Below are 22,719 nucleotides of genomic sequence, written 5' to 3'. Positions count from 1 at the left end.
CACCTCAAACGCCAATTTCCGACAAGGGCGTCTACAAAAAGTATACGCCAGCGGTGGATACCGTGCGGGAGGTGCCGCGCCACCCGGGTTGGGGTGGGGTCGAGGACCGGCGGCTCGGCCCGCTTGCATCGACTCGGCCTTGAATTCCCATGCGAAACCCGTCATGGTAGGCAAACCATGACTTTGACTTCCCGCCATTTCCGTAATTTTCTGCGCGCCGGCCGTGTTCACGCGGGCCTGCTCGCCCCGGATCTGGTCGCCTGACGCAAGGCTCCCGGACCGTCCGGGGCCATAAACACTCCCAACATCCACGACATTCGTCCCGGACCGCCGGAAGGCGGTGACCGGGCATCCGCGTACGATTTTCCGCCGGCCGAGGAGGCGCCCACCGGGGGGGCGTGCCGAGCCGCCGGGACGTGCGCTCACCGGCAACGACAGGAATACCAGAATGCGTCCCGCAGGCGTTTTCCCTCCCATCATCCTCACCGAAACCGATCATGACCGGCTGTCCGGCCTGGCGGAGGCCATCGCCGATACGCTGCCCGACGTCTACGACTATCTTGCGACGGAACTGGACCGCGCTGTCGTGGTGGGCCCGGACGAGATCGCTCCATCGATCGTCACGATGAACGCGCGCGTGACCTTCCGGGACGAGGTGGCCGGACAGGAGCGAACCGTCACCCTGGTCTATCCCCAGGAGGCCGACCTTGCTGCCGGACGTGTGTCGGTGCTGACCCCGATCGGCGCGGCACTCATCGGCGTTGCCGAAAAACAGTCCATCACATGGTACACGCGTCAGGGAGAGGCAAAGACCCTCACCGTTCTGACGGTCGAGCATGCCATGCAGGAGGAAGCGCTGGCACTGTCCGGCGAATAGTACTGCCGTATGACGTTGGTGCGGAAGGCGGTACTGCTAGGGGGCGGAAGGGCGAGCAGGTATGGAGACGCCCCCACTGAAGCCGAGCGGCCGATGCCGTACCAGGCCTAGGAGCCACGCCGTCATAAGCTCCTGCGCGCCCTTTACCGCGTTGAGAACTGGGCGGCCTACGACGCGGCGCTGTGCCGCTTGGGGTGATTTCGCGGTGTGGGTGACACCCAAGGCGATTGCCGCGTGGACACCGCCGGCCGCCAGCGGACTCCGCCCTCACGCCGATATGCGCGCCGAAGCTGCGCCAGTGGCGCCACCCTTCAAAACGCCTTCAGTCAGCCGTTCCGAAACACTGATGAATGATCCGGCCTAGAGTTTCGAGCGTTTAATCTGACGCATATCCTGCATGTTTGAGGTAGTTCCAGCATTCGTCTGGTGTGTAGAGGTCGCAGATAGAGCCGACAGCCCTCCACAACTCCTCGATGGTACGGGCGCCGATGCGGCGGAGATGAGCTTTGAGCTTGGCGAACGCCATTTCGATAGGGTTGAGGTCGGGACTGTAGGGCGGCAGGAAGAGGAACCAAGCGCCACGTTCCTTGAGGATGGCCTTGGCCTTTTCACTCTTATGGCTGGATAGGTTGTCGAGGATGACGACATCGCCCGGCCGCAGGGTCGGGGCGAGTTGTGTCTCGACATAGGTCTCGAAGAGCGTCCGGTTCATCGCGCCCTTGATGATCCACGGGGCGGTCAGCCCGTCGCAGCGCAGGGCAGCGATGAAGGTCTGGGTGCCCCAATGGCCAAACGGCGCCGTGGCCTTGAACCGCTGGCCGCGCTTGGCCCGTCCGCGCAGTCGGGTCATCTTCGTGGTGGTTGCGGTCTCGTCGAGAAACACCAGCCGATCCGGCTCCTCGCGCATCCGGGGCTGACGGTGGCTGCGCCAACTCCGGCGGTCCTCAGCAACGTCAGCGCGACCGGCCTCGCTCGCCAGCACCGTTTTTTTTGACAGTGAAGCCGCGGGCGAGCAGGAAGCGCGACAGCGAGGCGGGGTGGACCGTGACCCCGCGCTCGGCCTTCAGCTTGGCCGCCAGTTCGGGCATGGTGATGTCGCCTTGCTTCTCCACCCAGCCGATCAGAAGTTCGGCATGCGGGGCCAGCTTGCCACCGCCCGGTGGGCGCCCCTGCCGGGCCGGGTCCAGCGAGCCCGTTGCCGCCATGCGCTGAGCAAGCCGCACGCCCGTGCTCGCGCTCACATCGAACCGGCGCGCCGCCGCCCGACGCGAACCGCCTTTCTCGACCTCTCCGTAAATCCGAACCCGAAGGTCCGACGAATAGCTGCGCCCCATGATCCACCTCCAACAACGGTGAATCACGTCAACGGCCCAAGCGCAACTGTCGATTCAGATTTCAGGCGCGATGCTCTAGGCACCTGCCATGTCCAGAGTGGTTGTATGAGTTCCGACGGCGCATTGGATGCATTCAAGTTGACATTGTCGGCTTTGGCGGAGCATACAATGCCCACATTGCATGCGGGCATTGCTTGCCATTGCTTCCCAAAGGAACACGCGATGTCATCCGAGCAGGAGTGGCCGCCTCTTCCCTCTCAGGGCCGGCCTGCGTGGCCGCTGCCCACACTGCGGCCAAGGCGGCCATCTGTTCAGCGGTTTCCTGAAGTTGCGCCTCCACTGCGAGCCCTCTGGTTTGGTCTACTCCCACGCCAACCCAGATGACCCTGGCCCCGCTCGCAGAAAAAGACTCGCGCTCGATCTGACCGCCATCAGGTTCTCCTGACGAGAAAAAGCATCAAAGCTTGGAGAAATCCAGAATGTATGATTGGTTTCCTTTGGTCTTCTTTCCGTTCAAAATTATCGTGCTAGGAACGGGCATGTTCTTCGCCATCAAGTGGCATCATGATCAGGCGAAGAAGGCGAAGGCGAAGAAGAACAACGAAAACAGCAGACCGTAAGCGCCCGCCGGACACATCCTTGAGCCGCGGTCGAGACATCGAATATCGATGCCTGGCGTTGTCAACTTGGCGAGCGGTTGATGCGCTGAAAACTTGAACAAACCGCCCGCAGGCCAAATCGGACGCTCTGGAGGGTGCCGGCGCCGCGTCAGCGCGCAGGTGCGCGCCCACTTCGCTCCCAGGAAAGAAGCGCCGGGCAGTCATCCACCATAGAGGAGTTGCAAGGAACACCAATTCACCATTTTAATATGTAAATTATTCAATAAAATCGCGTGATGCGTTTCCATATCCTTCATATTACACCTATAACGTTGCGGTATGTTCATATCGCTTACCAGTGAGGGAAAGCCATCGCGCATGGTTTTGCGGTCGCGGATCCGATCGCGGGTTCCTTCATCGGTCTGATCACTCCACCAGGGGACGGGACGGAGCTGATCGACTGGGCCGGCGAACGCGCCGACACGATCAGAGACTTGCTGAACGAGCGCGGGGCGCTGCTGTTCCGCGGCTTCGAATCCACGCCGGTGGACGGGCTTGATCGCTTCCTGCGTCCGTTCTCCAGCCAGTTGCTCACCCACATCAACCAACCGACGCCGCGCACGCAGGTGAACGCCAACGTCTACACCCCACCGAATACCCGGCCAACCATACCATCCCGCAGCATTGCGAGATGGCCTACCACCGCGACTGGCCGATGCTGTGAGGTGATGTGGTGGACGGCCCTCTCGGCGCAAGAGGAGAATTCGTGTTGACGGTTGGTCAGGTGCATCCATGTGTCCGGCCTGTCGTCGCGACCTCTGGTCGCTGGCGCGATGCCACTCCAGAATGCGCGCCTCCAGCCGGTCGATCTCTTTGCCGAGCAGGCGGAGCTGATCGACGAGGCCGTGCAGTGCCCGTCGCGCCAGCTCCGGAAGACGATCCTGCGCCTCGTGCAAAGTCTCGATGGCGGCCTTCGTCCCGCTTGGCCCTTTGGCCGAGATGATCCCGAACTCCGCGAGGTGACCGCGCAAGGCGTTGATCAGCATCGTCCGCTGCCGGACCAAGAGGTCCCGAGTCTTGTGGAGCATCAAGGCTGCCTGCTGATCAATGCTCTTGACCGCCACGAAGCGCATCGTCGGCCGGGCCACCGCCTCGCAGATGGCCTCGGCATCAGCGGCGTCGGTCTTTCCGCGCTTCACGTAGGGCTTGACGTAGGCGGGCGGCATCAGCTTCACCGTATGGCCCAGCGCCGCAATTTCCCGCGCCCAGTGATGCGCCGTGCCACACGCTTCCATCCCCACCAGGCACGCCTTGGAAGAACTTCAGCACCTCGCCCCGTCGCAACTGCCGACGGACCAAAACCTTCCCGTCGCCATCGATGCCATGAACCTGGAAAACATTCTTCGCCAGATCCAGACCGATTGTCGTCACGCCCATCGCTGGCTCCTATGAGGTGGTGTCTTCGACGTCCAACGCTTTTCACCGGCATTTGGGGAAAAGGGCCGTCCACCACATCACCTCAGTAATTCCTGTAAACGCAAGCTGATGGCGGTCACGCCTGAAACTCGCGCATCAGGATCAGCGACTTGGGGCCCCTGGGGCGGCTCAGCCGTTCACCCCAGAAGATCAGGACGTCGGCGAGCGTCGGCTGGTCATGCCGCATCTGCCCTATCGACTGGCCCAATCGATCGATCACAAAGGCCTGATCGCTTTCCATGAGCAGAACGGCCGCCCCGTCGGGTCTGGCCTCCAGAAGCAGCCCTTCCACAACGCGGCGGGCATGCAACCGCTGCAGGAGCAGGAAGCCCAGGCTGCGTACGCTCCACTGCCTTAGATCGTCATAGCGCGGCAGCGTGGCGTTGCGATCAAGAATCTGTGCGACGCTGCCCCTCGGGAAGCGGTGGGTCGAGAAGAACGTCCTGACCGCGATCGCGACGTAGACAGCCCCCAGCGCGGCGAGGATCAGCGGCAAACAGCTTTCCAGCGCTTCCCACGCCCCGGGGTCGAGCCGGATGGGGACGGTCACCGGCACCGGTTCGAGGTCGTCTATGAGACGGTAGCTCACGGTGACGCGATCTGGAAGGGCGCCGAACAACTGCCGGAACCACAGCGCGCAGGCGCAATGGTCGCTACCCACCCGCAGAGCCAGCCGACTGTCTTTCAGCTCGATGCCGACATTCAACAGGTCATCCGGTGCTTCGACGCGGATCTGCCCGGCCTGGGGTGGGACCGGGGAATTCGCGATCTCGAAGAACAGGCTTTGGTCGCCGGCCTCCAGGTCCGCTCCGGTCAGCAAGAGCGGCGGCCCCGACGCGGGTCCGCGGGAGTGGCCGGCATAGTTCAGGGCGACATCCGGCGGTTCGAGAATGATCGCCATGGGCTTGGTGGCCACGCCCACATAGGGCGGCAGCGACCTGACCTCGACCAGGACCCGGCTCTCCCGACGCCCCAGGCCGGTCACGCCGGACAGATCGCGCCGCAGGTCCAGCGTGATCGGCTGTCCGGCGGACAGCGGCAGCGGCCGGTCGGGCGGAACGGGGGCGCCTGCGGCGTCAACCAGTCCCAGCCAAGCGGGAGCATCGCGCAAGGCGACGGTCACCTGCGCCGGGCGTCCCTGTGTCTGTGACACGGTCAATCGGCCGATGGTGTCCTTCGTCACGCCGGGAAGGAGTGGCGCCATGATCTCGTCCGGTCCGCAGGTGGGGCACGGGACGGCGCTCTGCACGCCGATGCCATAGGCGACGGCCGGGTTGACGACGCGCAGCTTCAGCCTTGCGCCTTCCTGTATGGCGAAGCCGGGAATGGTGAAGGCGCCCCCTGCCTCGTATGAGCCCGTGGCGTCGGTTGGAAGCGCCCCGTGGGCGCGATTGTTCGGAATGTCCAGCGTGAGCGGCAGACCGGACCTCCGTCCTCCGGGGTCCGTCCAGGCCGTGAGCCGGGCGGATGGCGGCAGCTTGGCGAAGTCGAAGGGCTCGCGCTGGTCGGGCCGGCCCGCCGGTTCGCTCAGCGAGGCGTTCAGCGCGTAGGGATGCCCCTGCATGAGCTCGATCACGCCGTCCGGACCGGGCGGCACGACGCTCCCCTGCCCGTCGCGCACGGTCAGTTCCAGCCGTGTGCCGATCTCGAACAGCAGCATCACCTTATCCTCGACCGGCCGGTCGAAACGCAGGGCCACCGGGCCGGCGGGCAAGGCGGGATGAAAGCGGAAATGGGTGGTGGTGGCCCGCAACCGCTCGTTCCGCCAGCCATCGGCCGTGTCGGGCCCGCGCATGGCGCTGGACAGAGTCATCGCGGGCGTCGCGGCGAAGCTCGTCTCGGCTAACTCGGGAACCGGCCGATCCGCCGCTCCCGCCGCAACGCTGATGATCCGGGTTATCGAGAAGGGGCTGGAGACGGCGATGCGGTCGCCGTCGATTTGGACGAGATCGCCGCCCCCCGAACGGTCGGTCGAGGCGATGCGCGCCGTGATGTCGAACAGCGCGCGGCGCAGATCATCGACGGTGTCTACCTGATGGTTGCCGTCGCTCGCGCCGCCGTTGAAAACGGAGAGCAGGCCGTCCCGAACGCCCTGCTCGCCAACCTGCCTGCGGGTGTCGTCGTCCGGGCCGATCAGGATGAACTCGACCCGCAGGCTTCCCTTCAAACGCTGCTTGTAGGCCCGGAACGCCCGCTCGAGGACAGCGCGTCCAGGACCCGGCCTTTTGCCGTCGAAGAAGGCACCGTCGGTGAGCACGATCAGGAAGGCCTGGTCGTCCGTGCCCGTGCGTTCGACCAGTTGGCGCAGGACGAGTTCCAGCGGTTCGTACGGCGTTCCGCCCTGAGCCCGGACCCAGCCGTTCGCGATGGTGTCGAGAAAGGCTTGATGCATGACCGGGGTTTCAAAACTCTCCCGATGCACAAAGCCGAGGCCGAGATTTTCGATTGCCTCGATCGTCGCGGAGGTCGCCTCCCCATGCCGGTCCTGCACCCGCGCAAGCATACTGCCGGAACGCTTGAGCTCGGCATTGAAGTCCGACAGCCTTGCACTCAGCACCTGGTCATGGCCGGGCCGACCGTCGAGCGTCGAGGCCAGAACCTGGGCGCCGAACGCCGGCAGATGCGTGCGGCCGGCCATGCTGCCGGAATCGTCGTACAGGATCCCGACGATCTTGGCGGAGGCCGGGGGCGCCGAAGCGAGCGCCAGCAGCAGCCCGACGACGGCGAACCGGAAGCAAGCCGCCAGTCGGTGCCCGGTGAGGGCCGTCATGGCGCCTCCTCCCCTCCCGAACGCATGTTTGCGGCGGCCTGGGCGATGCGGGCGGCGCCCTGGAAGTCGAAGGCGTCCGGCAGGCGGTCGGTGCCGAAGCGGTAATAGAGCGTCTCCTCCTCCGCCTTCTCGGCCAGCCAGATAGCGAACAGAGCGAGCGCGCGTTCAATCCGTGCCGAATAGGCATGCACGGCCCGCGCGACGCCCAGGTCGGCCGGCCAATCCTCGACCACCAGCAGGTCGATGCGGCATCCCTCATCGCCCTCTCCCGGGGCGGGCGATCCTCCGGACCGCATGTCCGTCCCGGTGTTGTCGGCACCGGCGATCAGGCGGCCGACCGCCTCCTGCACCTCGGCCGCCGGCGCGGGTGGCGCATCGTAGCCGAACTGGGTCCAGCCTATCATGCGCGGGTAGCGCTGCAGCAGGACTTCGGCCAGTTTGTCGTCGCGCGACCGGGCCTGCAGCTGCCCGACGATCGTTTCGGCCTGGGGCGACAGGACGGCGATCCGGTGGCCGAGAGCCGGGAACAAGGTTTCCAGGAGGTCGCCGAGAAGCGCTGCCAGTGTGAAGGCGATACGCGACGGGTCGGCGCCGTCAGCCTGCGGAACGTGATAGCGGAACGCGGCCACATTCACGCTCTGGTGATCGCGGCGAACCATGCTGTTGCCTTCGAGGCGGACCGTCATGGCGTCGGGGCGTCGGGTGCCGCCAAGGGTATCGGTGACCTCGTAGCCGACGGTCGCGCGTTCCATCGGCGCATGGAACAGCATCGCCGTGCGCCCGATGCCGGTAGATTCCTGGCGCGGGGCTTCGGCCAGGATCGTACGCTCGTCGAACAGCAGGCGGTAGAGGCGCCAGAAGCGGAATCCGACGCTGCCCCCGACATGGAAGCGGCCCCGGGGATCGTTGAACGCCTGGACCTCGACCTCGGCGTTGGAAACGCGCATGACGAGGTAATGGCGCCCACGGACCAGGATTGCAGTGCCTGCGACGAAAGCCAGGCCGTGATCGTCGCGCGCCACCCAACCGATCTCCTTCTGGCTGATGCCGCCGTCGGTCAGCGGAACGAAAGGCTTCATCGCTTCGGGAAGCTGGGAATGTCCGGCACAGAAATAGCGGACGTCGTCGTCCAGATCTCCTCCGCTTGCCAGAGACGGGATGCCGGCCGCCCGGTCGGCATGGCGCCGGTCCATCTCGACGGTCAGCGGCTCTCCGGGAAACTGGATGTTCAGCAGGGTTTCAATGCCATGACGTGTCGGAGACACCTTGAATGCGCGAAGAAGTGCCGGGTTGCCCAGCGCGTCGAAATGGCGCGCCGCTTCCATGCGGGTCAGCGCCGCGGCGCGCGAGTTCCGCCCCGCGGCGGGCGGCGACAGCAGGCGCAGCAGAACCACCAGCGCCAATTCGCGCAGGCCGCCGCGCGGCCGCGGGGCGATCGGGTGGAAGGGCGAGTTGCTGGAACCCTGAATCGCCCGGTTCATCCGCTCCGGGTCGAGCAGGAAGTCCCGCAAGGGATAGGCGTGCGAGGCGACCAGCACCAGGAATTCCGCCGGAAGCTGGGCTTGGTAGAGGTTCAGGAGCGAGTCGTGCAGGTTGCCCCGATCCTCGATCAGCGCGACCGTCGGCTCGCGTCCGAATGCCGGCTGCTGTTCGGTCCGCACCTTGGAGATCGAGACGTCGCCTTGCAACCGATCCTCCAATTCGGCCCAGCGGGCTTCCTCCTTCCATTCCCAGGCGTCCAGGTAAACGCTTTCGCTGCCAAGCCGTAGGGCCGGCAGCAGCAGAAGTGGAACGAGATCGATGCCGTGGCGGTCGCCGCTTGCGATGACACCGTTCAGAAGGGCGTCGCGGGCCGCGTGGGTCCGGTCCCAGACAAGGGTGTACAGCTTCGTGGCGGCTTCCGAGCGCAACGAGGCCTCCTGCCAGGTGCGGCCGGTGGCTCGGAAGAGATCCACGTGCAGGTTGCGTGCTTCGGCCCGCGGCGCGCCCTGTGCGATCACCCGCACACGCTCGGCCGGGACGCGCATCCACAGCAGCGCCAGATGCTGGTGGAGGAGCGACGGGTCAAATCGATGCGCGTCGATCAGAACGATCAGCCGGAGACGCTCCAGAACGCGGTCGAAATCGGCCGCGCTCCGGCCCAGGATATGCTGTTGAAGCCCTTCATGCGTGACCAGCAGAAGGGAGGGGATGGTGGTCGGATCGAACGTGCCGTCGTCCTGGCCCCACCAGGTTTGGGTGACGTCGGTGCAATGCTCCCTGAAAACGCGCCACAGGCTTTTCTTCACCCATCCGTAAGCGATGTCCGGGCACAGGACGAGGGTCGCGCCGCCCTCGTCCTGGGCCAGCGACACCGTCTCGGCCAGGGCGCGGACATGCAGTTCACCGAGCGGCTCTTCGAAGTAGACGTTCACGTTGGGCCGCTCCTGCCCCGCCATCCTCGCGATGTCGTTGCGCCCGATCGCCACCAGAAACTGTTCCAGCCTGCGCGCCTCGTCCACACTGAGGCGCAATTCTTCCGAAGTCCGCTGTACGAAACGGCCGAGCGCGGCACCCACACGCTCGCTCGGTACGAAGCGCCCTGCGGTCCGCCGAACGGATGAAAGGTCGCCGAACTGTCGCTCATCCGAAAACAGCAGCCCCTGCCCCTCCCCTGCCCTCACATAGGCCTGGAACAGCTTCGGCAGCGCCGTGGCGGGACGGAAATTCCCTGCGCCGGCCGAAACCGGGAGCCGCTTGGCCGCCACGTTCCCCGGCGTACGGGCCCAGAAGACCAGCGCCATGAGCAGGATGCCGCCCCAAAAGAAGCCGACCGTCCGATCAAGCGCCGCGTCGTCTCCGAACCAAATGGCAAGTCCCTGAACCGCATGGATGAGGAGGACGAAGAGGATGGCGGCGACCAGGATCTTTCTGGTCACGGCACGCGCGCCGGAGCGGGGGCGCATCGCCTCGAACTCGTTCCGGGGGCGGATCCCCGGAACCCACCAGAAGAGAAGGAGGACGAGGAACGCCGGGCCGGCCGCTGCGGCGACGACGGCCATGTTCAACACGATGTCCAGCCAGAAATAGGCGCCGGCCGGGTTCAAGCCGGTCCGGGCGATGAGCCATCGGGCGGCATGCAGCGCCACCCCGGCCACGAAGCCGATGACGGCAAGCGCGCTCTGCCCTGTGCGCCGGATTGCATCCAGCGCGTTGACGGGTGCGACGCCCCGTCTCGTCACCTCGTAGCTGAGCCAGCCGGCGACGGCGGCGGCGGCCACGGCAGCGGGAATCAGGGCGCGGCTCGTCCACCAGCGTTGGCGCATGCTTGCGGCCGGCGGCGGCGGGCGAAGGCCGGCATGGTCAAGTGACATGGGGCACCTCATCACTGGTCACGTCGGTGAGCAGTACCTTCGTCTCGTCCAGGAACACCGTCGTATCCAGGGTGAAGCGGCTGCCGTCGACGCCCAGCGCGAATTCGAGGGGCGCGGGCCGCAGATCGGCAGACGGATCGATCTTGACGAGGATGCCCGGCAGCCAGCGCGTCACGCGCAGGCCCGCGACGTCGCGGTGGTGACGGTTATGGAACTGCCTCTCCTCGTCGGAGGCGAGCTGGACCTTGCGGTGCGCCCGCGGTCGGACCAGAACCAGCGCCCGGGTGTAGGCGCCCAGGTCGTTCTCGGCGCCGCGCCGGTCGAGTTCCTGGTGAAGCAGATCGAGCCAAGGAATTCGGCTGGTGAGAATCACATAGTTGAGGGCCGCCCTCATGGCCAGATGGACGCTCTCGGTCAGTCGCCCCCTCGCCTTCTGAAGATCGTCGACGGCCTGGCGCAGAGCGTTCCGCCGTATCTGGATCACGCGCCGGACCATGAGGAAACCCGCCCCCGTCGCCAGCGCCCAGGCGATCGGCAGGATGGGCCAGCCATTGAAAAGGAGCGCATCGAGGAAGCCGGCCTGCATCGACCGCCGTGCTGCGGCATGGGCGAGGATGGTACCCAGCGCCGCCGCGGAGACCAGCCACGCCAGCCAGATATAGCCCCGCGGCACCAGCCGGCGCAGACTTGTCTGGGCCTGCTTCGCGGCATTCCTGTAGTCTGCGTATTCCTGAATGTTGCGCAGTGCCAGCCGGTCCGCGGTCACCTCGGTCTGCGGGATCGCGGGCATGGTCGTTTCCGAGGCTACGACGCGGACGAACAGGAGCTTCGCCCGGCTGTCGCTGGCCATGGCCAGGAGTTCGGCGCGCTTGCTCCACACCTTGTCCTTCATGCGTTTCAGCGCCTGGGCCGCTTCGCCCGACAGGCCGGCATTGACGAATGTCAGGCCGCCGATCTTCTCGCGAACATTCCGTTCCCGCGTCACGGTAACGGTCTGATGCAGGCTCATCTTCCGCTGTTCGAGCGTCTTCAGGCTGACTTTGCTCCACTCGTCGAGCGAGTCGAGGTCCTCCTGCAGTTCGTCGACGAACCGCTTCTCCAATTCGGCCGACCAGTAGGTGGCGTCATCCAGATAGCGGTTCCAGCTCTGGGGGGCGGGACGCGGCGGGGCGATCTCCTGGTCGCGCGCCTGAACCTCCTCTTCGATCTGCTGGAGGATCGCATCGACCCGCGTCTCCTCGTCGTTCGGCGCGTCGACGCCGTCATCTCCGACCGGATCGCCGCCCGTGGCCGGCTGGGCGGCCGCCTGTCCGTAGAAGGCGTTGAGCAGCCCGCCGATCCTTTCGGAGGAGAGGATCGGATGATTGCCCTCCAAATCCAGGGCGACGATGCGGCCTCTCATGGCGCGGCGGGCCGCCGCGACCGCATCCTTCGCTGTGCCGGTCCCCTCCCCGGAGGAGCGTTCGTGGCTGCGCCCCATGATCTCCAGCAGGCAGCGCAGCAGAATGAACTGCCGGGCATGCGCCTCTTCGGCATCGTTCCGCACGCGCGACTGACGCAGGAGGGCAATGCCGTCGAACGGCTGACCGCCTTGGCGTTCCGGATCGTTGAGGAAGCGCTCGCCCATCAATCCCAACGCCGCCCGGACATCGTCCTCCGAGGAGCGGGCCGCGTCGCGGACGGCTACACAGCGGCCGAGCTTCTGCAATACCTGCGGCACGGTGGCCAGACGCTCCGCGAAGCGCCGGCCCAGCGCCAGCGCCTCTTCCGTCACCTGCGGCGCTTCGGCGGGATGGGGAAGCACCATGACGATGGTGAGATCGCTCAGGCGTACTTCGTGGAGAAGCGCAAGATCCTCGAACAGGTCGGCGAGCAAGGCTTCCGTGTCATTGCCGTATATCCGCGGCCAGCGGGTTCCCCAGACCAGACTGTCCTGATCCCGGCGCCCACGTTCGCCGCCGATGGTCCGAAACTCCACCGCGCCGGTGATTCCGCGCCCGTAGAGATCGAGCGCGAAGCGCCGCACCAGATCGGCAAAGGGCCAGCCCCGGTCGAGGTTGACGACGACGAGGCGCCCGTCCGCTTCGGTCGCGGAGGGCGCCGTCCGAGATGATTTCATCATGCCGGCGCCCAGGCTTTCTGAAGGCCGGCGACGGCGCCGTCATGTACCTGCCGCAGGCTGCGGGCCGTCTCCTCGCGCGTCCCTTGCGCCAGGAAGGCGGCGAAGCCTTGCTCCCAGCTCCGCGTTTCGAGGTCGGCCACGACCGCGTCGCGGCCCAGCGGTTCGAGATGGCCGAGAACCGCGTCGGCGATCTCGGAAAGCAGAATGCGCCTGGCGGCGAAAAGGTTGGCGCAGGCGAACTCCCGCTGCTCGATTTCCTGGCGCTCCCGCCCGATCTCGAGGATGTGCAGCACCGTGCCCACACCGCAGACCTCGTCCACGGGGGTCAGCGCATTCATGTCTGAGCCCGGCAGAAGCGCGCCCTTTTCCGCGCTCCAGGCGTCCAGCGAGGCCCGGACAATGTCGGCGCGCTGCTCGAAGGCATTGAGGATGTCCCACAGCCGGCTGGTTTCGGCAAGCCGGCCGCGCAGCCCGCCATGCGGAACCCGTCCGATGGTGGAGAAATTTGCAACGGCGCGGCCGTAATCGCTCTCGCGCTGGATGAGCCCGAGCCCGAGCGCGACGATAAAGGCGCGCGCCGAATCCAGCTGCTCCTTCTGCTGGATCTCGGGGAATATCTCGGGAAGCCGGCCGCCGCGGTGCCAGTCGCGATGGATGTGCGGAGTGACGGTGGAGGTGTAGCGCCGGTCCGAGCCCAGCGCGCGGGAGGTGATCTCCTCGTCGATGAGCCGGCCGACCCTGTCGGCATAGGCGCCGAAATAGCGGCCGCGCGGCGTCTCGTTGACGTTGGCGGACGGTAGTCCGCCGGGATTCAGCTTCGCCAGATGGCGGAGCTCCAGATTGACGCGGTGATTGACGCACAGCAGTTCGTGCTTGGAGCACTCCGGCAGGACAAGCGGTTGCTCCCCCTGCTTGAGCGTGAACAACGCATCGAACTCGGCGTCGTCGTTGTATTCCTCCTTCACCGTCGGCGACACGGCCCAGAAGATGATGCGCTGGCCGCGGCCCTGGTCGTCGAAGGTCAGGAACGGTTCGGCCTGGGACGCCACGATGTCGACGGCCTCCTTGATCCGCGCGCGCCAATCGGTTCCGCGCCGTCCCGCTTCACGCTTGGCCGCCTCGATGATCGACAGGTTCCAAACCGAAGCGTAGTCGGTGCGCACGGTCTTCGCCGCGAAGCCGTCGATGACCGAGGATTCGAACAGCGACCGCAACTCGCGGAAGCCCGGAGAGCGGCGCTGTTTGCGTGCGTCGCGGTGCTGGCGATAGATCGCCTGGTTCAACCCCCGGTTCGCCGTTTCGTTCTGCCGCAGGCCGGCGGTCCGCAGGCGCAGGTCGTCCCAAACGGCGCGCTTGCCTTCGGCATCGGCGTTGATGAACAGATTGCCGGAGAAGGAGCCGGCGCCCGGCGCATGCCGTTGCTCCTCGCGGTCGACATCGGCCCCCAACCGTTCCAGAACCCGTCCGACTTCGGTGAACAGCCCGGCGTAGGCATCGGAAAGCGCGGCGATCTCCGCAACCAGCAGGTCGAGAACCTTCGCCGTCACCGAGGCTTCGACATAGCGGCGGATGTGCATGACGCTGGTGTTGTAGAAGGATGTGTACCTGCCGACGAACGCCGCCGACTTGTTGGTGAACCGGTCCAGGAGGCCGGGATTGGCGTACCGGCGCGACTGGTCGAGAATGCGTGCGTGTCCACGCGTCGAACCGTCGTGCTTCTCCGCCACGCCCTCGTCGAAAACGGTTGCCGCCGCCATGATTCGCTGGCGAAAGACCGTGACGTCGATCTGGTTGCGCCGGCGGATCGCCTCGTTGCGCAAGGCGTAGAGAAAGGCCCGCACCTGCACGGGGTGGGGGCCGCCCTTCACGATGTAGCTCTGCAGATGATAGGGGCGCAGGTCGCCCTCCGCGAGGTCGTCCTCGGTGGCGATGATGTTGACGAAAAGGTCTTCGGGCCGTTGGAAGAGACTGGATTCGGCCGAGCGGAGATCGTCGTCCAGTATGTTCTCGTTGGTCCGGACCAGGGATTCCAGTCGGTCGCGGGCGCGGAAGACCGAGGAGTCGATCGGCGGCCTGTCGCGGAGTTGCCGCAAGCGCTCGGTGCTCCAGAACGTCTCCATCAGATGGGACAGCAGCGCGTCAAGGTAGGTGACATGGAGCGGCGCTTCGTCCTCCCCCCCTTCCGGGTTGGCGACCACGGGATGGAGACCGCGGCGGATTTCGGCGAAGAACGCGATGCGCTCCCGCAGGGCGAGCTGGTCGAGATCCTCCAGATAGGCGTCGCCCTGGTCGGCGAGCTGCAGGGTGAGGTTGCCCGCAGCGCGCTGCTCCTCGTGGCGCCGCACCCGGTCGATGTACATCCGGTCCAGGCGCAGCCAATCGCCCGAAAGCACCTCCAATGCGAACCGCAGGCCCAGGTAATCGGCGACCTCCTGCGCCGGGTAGGCTACGGCCGAGATCCCGACGCCGCTGAACATGTTGCTGGTGCTTGCGGCCGCCGCGCCGAGCTTCGCCAGGGCGTCGTTGATGGTGACGCTGGCGATGCGCAGCCCGATGGGCGTGAAAATCTGCTGATAAACGGCGCGGGCCACCATCTCCTTGTAGTTGGTGATGCTGGAACCGAGGTTGCCGCCGGCGGAATTCTCGAAATCGACGAGGGTGACGCTCTGGAACGGGACCTCGCCGTCGCGCAGCACCATGTCGGGGCCGAACTCGTACATGAGGTTGCGTGCCGGCCGCTGGCGCTCGGCGCGGGCGATCGCGCCGTTCAGTTCCTTCAGGCTGGCATAGCCGTTGGCCAAGACGTTCCCGATCTGGCCGGTCGGCAGATTGGCGCCGCGCACGAAAACGTCGGGCATCAGGAAGATGCCGCGCACCGAGGCCTTGATCGCCCGGTCCTCTGCCAGGCGGCGCAGCAGAAGGGCGACCTGCAGGAACGAACCGGAGCCGGTGGCGCCGGCCAGAGAGCCGGTGACCAGGATGTTGATCGCTCCATCGAACTCCATCCGGCCGTCGTGCCGGCCCAATTGCGACAGGATGTCCCCGACCCGGTTCTGTACGGCGCCCGTCTTCAGCGATGTGAACAGCGCCAGATGCGACAGCATTCGGATCTGCGCCGCCCCGTCCAGCAGCCGCATGTTGAGCAGGGTATCCGGCAGCCCTTCCCGGGGCAGACAGAACGACTGTTCGACCTCGGGATACTTGGACAGGATCTGGTAGATCGTATCGGTGGAACTGGTCTGGATGCGGTTACGGTTGCCGATGGCCTGCAGGCGCGACATGTCATTGGCGTCCGTGTCGAAGCCGATCACGGCCAAGCGTCCCGCCGACACCGCGCTCATGGCTTTGGCTCGTGCGTAGACTCCTTCGGCGATCTCGCACCCGGTTCCGCCGACCCCCACCAGCAACGTCGGCCGAAAGCGCGCCTGCTCTACCATGCTCGTCATCCCCATGAACGGCCCCGTGAACGGCGTCGAGCGCCGGGCTTGTCGATTTCCTGTCCAGAAGCGCAACGAAACGCCTGAGAGTGAGCGATCCGGTCATTCGCCGATGATGTTCGGTGGGTCCAGCAGGTTTTCTTGCAATACCCTGTTTACTTTCCCGTCATCTGACCTTCTTCTATTTTTGACCCCTACCGCCAGCATCGTGAATGCAATTCCCAAACCAGAACTCAAAAAATATCCAAATATAATAGAATATGCCGATGCATATCCTGGGGAGTGCGATTTTATTTTTGTAGATATATTGTCAGCAAAAGAATACAGCCTGTTGATTCGTAAGCTGTGATCTTCATTACTGCAGGAACTTGGTCTGTCTGATCGCTCGGCAGAATTCTCGACTACAAAGCATTTCTCCCAATTTTCGATCTCTGACTTGAAGTTCTCGATGTTCTCAATCGTAGCTTCGGCATCCCGCACTCTGGCTACGAGAAATTTATGCTCGATCCTCTCCATGGTGTCTTTGAATTTGGCAAGTTCTCGAGAAATAACCCCGAGCTGAGACCCCGCTCTGTAGCTCGCTTCGTTCAGGTGATCCATTTCTTCAATACTTGTTACATACCTTGCGTATCCTCTAAGGCCGATTATATAAGGCAGACACCCATTGGCCTTCGCGATGCTCTCGAATTTTGCGATTTTTTCCTCTGAACCCTGTGAGTCTATTTTTTCAGGCAGTATTGTTCCGTGATTTTTTGCAGCGAGAAGGGCAAATGCGCTGACGGCGAACAGGTTGCCGTTCTTTGCAGTCTCGACCAAAGGGCTCAAGCACTGGCGCAACTTCGCTATCAATTTCGTTGAAACTACGTACTTCTTTTCTTCGTCCGAAATGCTTTGAGACTTTAAGGTGGCTATTACGAGAGAGCCTGTATCAAAATCCGCATTCCTAATAATTGTGCTGTATATTGAGCTGTACTGAAAACCTTCCAAATCATTTAAAGAATATTTATCGAGGTATTCGTTCGCAATCTGCTCGGTTGCTGCGATGATATTATCATCTATTGGAACGAACTCTTTTTCTACCGGATACTTCTGTCCGTTAACGTACCAAATCAGCCCCGCGCCTGTAGACATGAGAAGACCGAACAGCCCTATCGCATAGGGCTGTGCCTTACGTAGAGCGCTCCGTTTCATATGTCCGCCAATCATCCGCGTTCCTACAGAGGATCCATTGGCAAATTGACATGCGCTTTGGAACATAACAAGAGTTGATTCGTATTTTTATCTTGTACACAATGCCTCACTCACAGTTTCACCAGACTTATGTCCGGTGATTTCATATGTATGCTGATATTTTTCCTGTAAATGTTTACGGACGGCGGAAAAATCATTGCCGAGAGGTTGAGTATGTCTATGAAACCGTTGAGTTTCGTTGCACTGCAACGCCTTGCTGCGGCGATTTTGATCGGCGGAGTGTTGTCGGTTTCGGCGGGTGCGTCGCGGGCACAGGATCGGACCGCTGCCGGCGCCGATACGGGCGCATTGCCGACGGTGCTCCGTTCCGACCGGGAAAAGACGATGATCCTGCGCGGCCAAGTGGGCATCGTCACCGGGCAGCCCACCGGCCTCTACGCGCGGCTGGGAGCGGATATGGTCAGGCTGCTGAACGACCGGAAAGGCAGCACGCTGCGGGTCGCAGCGGTCACCGGACACGGTTCGATCAGCAACATCGACGACCTGCTCCACCTCGGCGGGATCGACTTCGCGATCCTGCAAAGCGACGTGCTCCAGGCCTACAGGGCCACGCCGACGGGCGATGAGCTGGGCAGGCGGCTGCGCTACGTCAGCCGACTGCATACAGAGTACCTGCATGTCCTGACGCGCCAGGACGTGATCGGCGATCGGCCGGCCGACGTCTGCGTTCTTGCCGGGAAGCGGATCAACGTTGGGGGACGGCTTTCCGGAACGTGGCTGACCGTACGCTCGGTCCTCCAGGGGCTGCTCGGACTCGACCCCACTTTCGACGAAAGCGCTTCGACCGATGAAGGGATCGAGCAGCTGAAGGCCGGCAAGGTGGACGCCCTGGCCTTCGTGGTGGGCAAGCCGGCGCCGCTGTTCGCCAAGCTCTCGGCAAAGGAGATCATGGAGAAAAGGCTCGAACTGCTGGCAATCGGACCGGAGCTGTTCACGCAGGGCTGCGACGGCCGGGCGCCCGCCGGCGGGCTCGACAGAACGCCTTATGAACCGGGCGCGTTCAGCGCGGACGACTATGCCGAACTCGTGCCCGCGGGGCGAAGCCTGCCGACGATCGGCGTGCCGTCCATCCTGGCCGCCTATGCCTGGGCCGGCGGTACCCCGCGGTTCGAGCCGACCGCCGCCTTCGTCCGCAGCTTCTTTGAACGGGCGCCGGAAGCCATGTCGAAGGAAGGAAATGGATTCGCCACAAACTGGTGCGGCGTCGATCTGGGCCGCGAGGTCGGCGGTTGGGAGCGGATGATCGCAGCGCAGGATTGGATACGCGCCAACCCGGGCCGGTCGTTGCGCATCGATTGCCGCAAAGTCCGTCCGGCGTTGTGCGACGACAAGGCGATGTTCAACACCGCGTTCGAGGACTGGCTCGGCCAACAGCCGGGACCACGTCCTTCAGTTCGCGAGATCATGCGGAAATCCGACGAATTCCGTGCGCAGCAATGTGGGTCGTGAGGCTGGATTTGCCACGTTTCATCCTATTGGTGTCGCTCCTCCTCTTCTGTTGGGCGCCGACGGCCGGTGCAGCGGCGATCGCTCCGGAGCACCTGTTCCACATCTATATCTTGGACACGCGCCTGCTGAACGATCACGACAGCGACGTACGACTGTACCTGAAGCGGCAGTGGCGGACGCTGCTCGACCAAGTCGATCGAACCTGGAAGGAGCCCGCGCGTCATCGCGGGCTTCTCGTCGCCAAAACACCGGGAATGCGTTCGGCCTCCATGGTGGAGCCCATCGATGGCAATGCGGACACCTCCGGCAAGGCCATCGACGACCACATCGATACGTTGAAGCGCCATTTGCCGGCCGGCTCGTGGAACGGCTACATCGACATCGGGGGCGCGCTGAAGGCCGCCCATGACGATGTCAGTCTCGTGCTGGGCCAATTGGCGCAGCGGGTGCGCGACACCAACACCCCGCAACGCCTGTCCTTCGTGGTCCATTTCCTGGGTGACGACCTGCGCTTCCAGCCGATGGGCAGCGTCAATGCGATCTCCCTGCGGGACTACGAATTGCAGAAAGCGTGTTTCACCGGCGCTGGATTGGCCGAGGTGGTGATGGAGTGGACCCATGGGTTCAAGCAAAGTCACCTTGTCCACCTCTCGATCCAGGTGTTCGCGCGGCCCTTCCGGACCGAGGGGTTGCCCGCCGGCATGCTGGACGACGTGGTGTCGGCGACCACCGGTCATTCCACGCTGCTGGGGCAGCCGCTGTCCTTCCAAGACAAGGGCGACATGCCCTGCGATTCCGAGCCGCAGGCATCAAGACAACCCGTCATACCGCCGAGCGTAAGTCCTGACTTATGCTCGGAGGTAAAGGCCGCGACTGCGGCCCCGCAGGCCCATGCCTGCGAAGGCAAGCGGCCGGACGGCCGCGCCCGCCGTCTGAGGGCGAGCGTAAAGTCTGATGTGTCAGAATTTACGCTCGATGATATCACAGGCACTTGCGGACAAGGCCCCAATCGGGAACGCGAGCAGAAGACGGAAAGGATGAACTGCTTCCGGTCGGACTCCGAGGAAGGCAAGCGGCTGGAGGCCCGCCGACGTGCCGCCATCGCGGCCGCGGTTTCGGGAGCAGCGCCGCGGGGGCCTGGCGTTGCCGGACTCGCCGCCGGCAACCAACCCCAATCGCAACTCCCATCCCAGATTCCGTCCGCTTCCGCGATCCGGTCGAACGGCCCCGGCGCTACACCGCCGCATTCCCTTGAGCCACCTAAGCCGGAACCACCCAAATCGGAGCCTCCCAAGCCGGAACCGCCGGCACCGACGCCATCCCCCAAACCGGAGCCGCCGGCACCGCTCCCCTCCACCACCGAGCCCGGACAGCCCGCCCGATCGCCGGCCGCACCGCCGCCTTTTTCCAGACTGCAGCCTGCGGCATTGCCCTCCCCCACCCTCCAACCCCGCCAGGCCGCAGAATCGACTGCCACTCCCCCGCGCCGGCCGACTCCCCGCATCGACTCCGTATTCCGGCGCGGCATCGACGCCCCGCCCTTCCGGAACAAGGTCGAGATCACGGTTCTCGAGGCCGATCCTCCGGGGATTGAACGGTCGATCTCATTTTCGGCATTGCCCGACGGGCCCGCGCCGGGTGGAGCGAGAGCGGCAAGCATGTTCCGGATCGAGGCATCGACGGCGACGGACAGGCGAGTTCCAGGAGGCTACACGCTGGCGATCGAACCACGGGACCGGCTGCAGTGCCGCCTCGACAGCGATGCGAGGCTGCGCCTTGTGGTGACGGGAATCGCCGTCGAGAGCGACAGTCGCGGCACGTACGATATCAGGCTTCACGACATCTGCGGCTATGTCGATTCGGCGTTGCCATTCGGAAGGATGATCCTGCGATGAACCCGTTCGCGCTGTTGCCCATCGCCGGCCTTCTAACTGTTACCCTCTCCGCGACCGTTACGCCCGCCTCGGCCGGGGATCGCGGAATCGTCGTCGTTTACGACAGTTCGGGAAGCATGCGGGCTCAAACCTCCGACCGGCACGGCAAGAGGGAGGTGGCGCAAGCCGCGTTCCGCTTTTTCGCCGAAGGCCTGACCAAGCAATCGCCCGGCAGCATTGTGAGCGTGGTTTCCTTCGGCCATTCGGTCAGTTTCGTGCCGTCCAGCGGCGCGGCGCGGGTCGCGGGTTGCAAGGACATCGACATCGTGGCGCCGCCGGTGCGTCTGGACACCGAGCAGCTTGACCGAATGGAGCGCATAGTGTCGGGCCTTCAGGCGAAAGGCTATTCGCCCATTACCGAGACCCTTTTAAAGACCGCCGACATTCTGGGCGCCGACGGCGGCATCATTGTTCTCATCAGCGATTTCGAGGATACTTGCGATCAGACCTTGGATGCGCCCTGCGAGGCGCTTCGGACGATCAATCTCGGGCGCGACAAGAACCGGGTGGAAATCGATACGATCGTCGTTCCCCGCGCAGGGGACATGCGGACGGAGGCCGTCGATCGGCTGGCGGCCTGCTCGGGCGCGATACGGATTGATCTGACCCGACCGGAGGAAGCTCAAAGAACGATGGCCGAACTGGCCAAACGGGTGGCGGACAAGCACCGGCAGGCGTCCTTTATCCAACCGACGCTCCAGGTGCTGGGGCTGGACCTGCGTTCAGGCGCCGTGCTGCGGGACGGCAAGCTGCGCGTGGAAATCCAGCGTGCCGGCGAAGGCAAAAGCATCTTCGCGACCCCGCTCCCGATTCCCACCGATCCCATCGCTCTGCCGCCCGGAACCTACGAGGTTTCGCTGTGGTCGGGAGAGGAGAAAATCCTGCGGCGCAACGCGGTATCCTTGGCCTCCGGCGAGCAAAAGATCGTCTACTTTACTCCCTGATCCTGGCCGGGGGGCGCAGGAACACGGGCGACGAAGCGTCCTTTGACGCCGTCAGGCCAATCCTTGTAGGGGACGATCCCGGTGTCGGTCGTACCATAGGCCAGCAGGTAGCCGACCAGCGCCTCGACGGCCGGCCGCTCGGGAACAAGGTCTCCGAGAACGTAGCCCATGCGCCCCGGCGAGCGGATATGGACGACGCAGGGACGGCGGCAGCTCATCAGGCACCGCATGGTGCCGACGCGGAATTCACCGGCGCCGGCGGAAGCGAGGACACCCTCGAGCAGGGCCGCGAACATCGCGCCGGTCCACCCGTCCTGCGGGTCCGCCGCCGATCCGGTGCCGGGCTGGCGGCAGGTTTCGCAGACGATCACGTCGATGGGCATGGCAGGTCAGTCTCCGGCTTGGATCAGGGTCGGGCATTGGGGAAGCACCACCGGAATGTCGGCGGCCCGCGTCACGGCGAAGGACACGCCATAGGCCTCTTGCAGCAGGGAAGACGTCAAAACCGTCGGGACGTCTCCCGCAACCACGCGCCGGTCCGGCATCAGCAGCACGAGTTCGTCGCAGCAGCGGGCGGCCAGCGACAGGTCGTGGAGCACGACGACGACGGCTCGGCGGCGCTCGACCGCCTCGGCTCGCAGCAGCGCCATGATGCGGAGCTGGTGGCCGGGATCGAGCGCCGCCGTCGGCTCGTCGGCCAGCAGCACCGGGGCATCCGTCGCCAGAACCCTCGCCAGCATCACGCGGGCGCGCTCGCCGCCCGACAGGGTCGGCACCGCGCGTGCAGCGAGTTCCGCGACCCCGGTCGCTGCCATGACCCGCTCGACCACCTCCTCATCGGCCCGTCCCGGCCGGCCGAGCGGACCGAGATGCGGCAGCCGCCCGAGCGCCACCGTGCGGCGGACCGTCAGCGGCCAATGGACATGGTGACCCTGCGGCAGATAGCCGAGCAGCCGTGCCCGCGACCGCGCATCCGATGGCAGGGGCTTTCCTGCGAAGCGGACATCGCCCCGATGGGGCAGCAGGCCGGCGACCGCCCGGAGCAGGGTCGATTTGCCGATGCCGTTCGGCCCGATCAGGCCGGTGACGGCGCCGCAGCGGGCGGTGAAACCGGCATCGTCCAGGACGGGACGTCCGCCCAGAGTCAGGGTGATTCCGGAAGCCGACAGCATC

At 64.8% G+C, this 22,719-nt stretch carries 12 protein-coding genes and 1 pseudogene; 4 read left to right on the top strand and 9 right to left on the bottom strand.

The annotated features are described in order from the left end of the window. Positions 1-448 precede the first annotated feature (448 nt). Positions 449-877: a nucleoside diphosphate kinase regulator gene (gene rnk, locus DM194_RS21785; protein WP_111069632.1), complete on the top strand. Its 429-nt coding sequence runs from the start codon at positions 449-451 to the stop codon at positions 875-877. A 376-nt stretch (positions 878-1,253) separates the two neighbouring features. Here the strand turns inward: rnk and DM194_RS21780 are convergent. From DM194_RS21780 to DM194_RS28295, 7 genes and pseudogenes are all read right to left on the bottom strand, one after another. After that, a protein-coding gene (locus DM194_RS21780; RefSeq protein ID WP_246024207.1) for an IS630 family transposase occupies positions 1,254-2,211 on the bottom strand; the annotation gives its coding sequence in 2 pieces (ribosomal slippage) (positions 1,254-1,868 and positions 1,870-2,211; 957 coding nt in all). Between the two features lie 1,441 nt (positions 2,212-3,652). Beyond that, positions 3,653-4,247 (bottom strand): annotated as a pseudogene (locus DM194_RS21770) (IS110 family RNA-guided transposase); the annotation flags it as partial. Between the two features lie 115 nt (positions 4,248-4,362). Further along, entirely contained in the window at positions 4,363-7,056 is a 2,694-nt protein-coding gene (locus tag DM194_RS21765; protein WP_111069631.1) for a hypothetical protein, read from the bottom strand. Continuing rightward, positions 7,053-10,409, bottom strand: a complete 3,357-nt coding sequence (locus DM194_RS21760) for a hypothetical protein (RefSeq protein WP_162630155.1) — start codon at positions 10,407-10,409, stop codon at positions 7,053-7,055. The genes DM194_RS21765 and DM194_RS21760 overlap by 4 nt, the downstream gene beginning before the upstream one ends. After that, complete coding sequence (locus tag DM194_RS21755; RefSeq protein ID WP_111069629.1) at positions 10,399-12,531, bottom strand: hypothetical protein; 2,133 nt, start codon at positions 12,529-12,531, stop codon at positions 10,399-10,401. The genes DM194_RS21760 and DM194_RS21755 overlap by 11 nt, the downstream gene beginning before the upstream one ends. Next, positions 12,528-15,968, bottom strand: coding sequence for a tubulin-like doman-containing protein (locus DM194_RS21750; RefSeq protein ID WP_246024545.1), 3,441 nt, complete (start codon positions 15,966-15,968; stop codon positions 12,528-12,530). Before DM194_RS21750 ends, DM194_RS21755 begins: the two co-directional genes overlap by 4 nt. Positions 15,969-16,070: 102 nt before the next feature. Continuing rightward, positions 16,071-17,174, bottom strand: a complete 1,104-nt coding sequence (locus tag DM194_RS28295) for a hypothetical protein (protein ID WP_162630153.1) — start codon at positions 17,172-17,174, stop codon at positions 16,071-16,073. A gap of 204 nt (positions 17,175-17,378) precedes the next feature. Between DM194_RS28295 and DM194_RS21745 the strand changes: the two genes are divergently transcribed. The 3 genes from DM194_RS21745 to DM194_RS21735 are packed head-to-tail and all read left to right on the top strand — an operon-like array spanning position 17,379 to position 21,546. Next, positions 17,379-18,668: a TAXI family TRAP transporter solute-binding subunit gene (locus tag DM194_RS21745; protein WP_162630152.1), complete on the top strand. Its 1,290-nt coding sequence runs from the start codon at positions 17,379-17,381 to the stop codon at positions 18,666-18,668. 8 nt (positions 18,669-18,676) lie between these two features. Beyond that, positions 18,677-20,563, top strand: coding sequence for a hypothetical protein (locus tag DM194_RS21740; protein ID WP_162630128.1), 1,887 nt, complete (start codon positions 18,677-18,679; stop codon positions 20,561-20,563). Continuing rightward, entirely contained in the window at positions 20,560-21,546 is a 987-nt protein-coding gene (locus DM194_RS21735; protein ID WP_111069625.1) for a vWA domain-containing protein, read from the top strand. Before DM194_RS21740 ends, DM194_RS21735 begins: the two co-directional genes overlap by 4 nt. Here DM194_RS21735 and DM194_RS21730 read toward each other — a convergent pair. Continuing rightward, entirely contained in the window at positions 21,531-21,929 is a 399-nt protein-coding gene (locus DM194_RS21730) for a DUF1636 domain-containing protein (RefSeq protein ID WP_111069624.1), read from the bottom strand. The two genes, DM194_RS21735 and DM194_RS21730, sit on opposite strands and share 16 nt — an antisense overlap. Before the next feature lie 6 nt (positions 21,930-21,935). After that, positions 21,936-22,718 carry an ABC transporter ATP-binding protein gene (locus DM194_RS21725; RefSeq protein ID WP_246024506.1) on the bottom strand — a complete coding sequence of 261 codons (783 nt, stop codon included), beginning with the start codon at positions 22,716-22,718 and terminating at the stop codon, positions 21,936-21,938. Position 22,719: the final 1 nt, after the last annotated feature.

Source organism: Azospirillum ramasamyi (assembly GCF_003233655.1).
Classification (GTDB): Bacteria; Pseudomonadota; Alphaproteobacteria; order Azospirillales; family Azospirillaceae; genus Azospirillum; species Azospirillum ramasamyi.
The sequence above is the reverse complement of the archived record's forward strand: the minus strand, read 5'-3'. Positions and strand labels throughout refer to the sequence as shown.

Coding starts and splice junctions, on each gene's coding strand:
- rnk (WP_111069632.1), top strand. CDS start 449: ATGCGTCCCGCAGGCGTTTTCCCTCCCATCATCCTCACCGAAACCGAT.
- DM194_RS21765 (WP_111069631.1), bottom strand. CDS start 7,056: ATGACGGCCCTCACCGGGCACCGACTGGCGGCTTGCTTCCGGTTCGCC.
- DM194_RS21760 (WP_162630155.1), bottom strand. CDS start 10,409: ATGTCACTTGACCATGCCGGCCTTCGCCCGCCGCCGCCGGCCGCAAGC.
- DM194_RS21755 (WP_111069629.1), bottom strand. CDS start 12,531: ATGATGAAATCATCTCGGACGGCGCCCTCCGCGACCGAAGCGGACGGG.
- DM194_RS21750 (WP_246024545.1), bottom strand. CDS start 15,968: ATGGTAGAGCAGGCGCGCTTTCGGCCGACGTTGCTGGTGGGGGTCGGC.
- DM194_RS28295 (WP_162630153.1), bottom strand. CDS start 17,174: ATGATTGGCGGACATATGAAACGGAGCGCTCTACGTAAGGCACAGCCC.
- DM194_RS21745 (WP_162630152.1), top strand. CDS start 17,379: ATGAAACCGTTGAGTTTCGTTGCACTGCAACGCCTTGCTGCGGCGATT.
- DM194_RS21735 (WP_111069625.1), top strand. CDS start 20,560: ATGAACCCGTTCGCGCTGTTGCCCATCGCCGGCCTTCTAACTGTTACC.
- DM194_RS21730 (WP_111069624.1), bottom strand. CDS start 21,929: ATGCCCATCGACGTGATCGTCTGCGAAACCTGCCGCCAGCCCGGCACC.
- DM194_RS21725 (WP_246024506.1), bottom strand. CDS start 22,718: ATGCTGTCGGCTTCCGGAATCACCCTGACTCTGGGCGGACGTCCCGTC.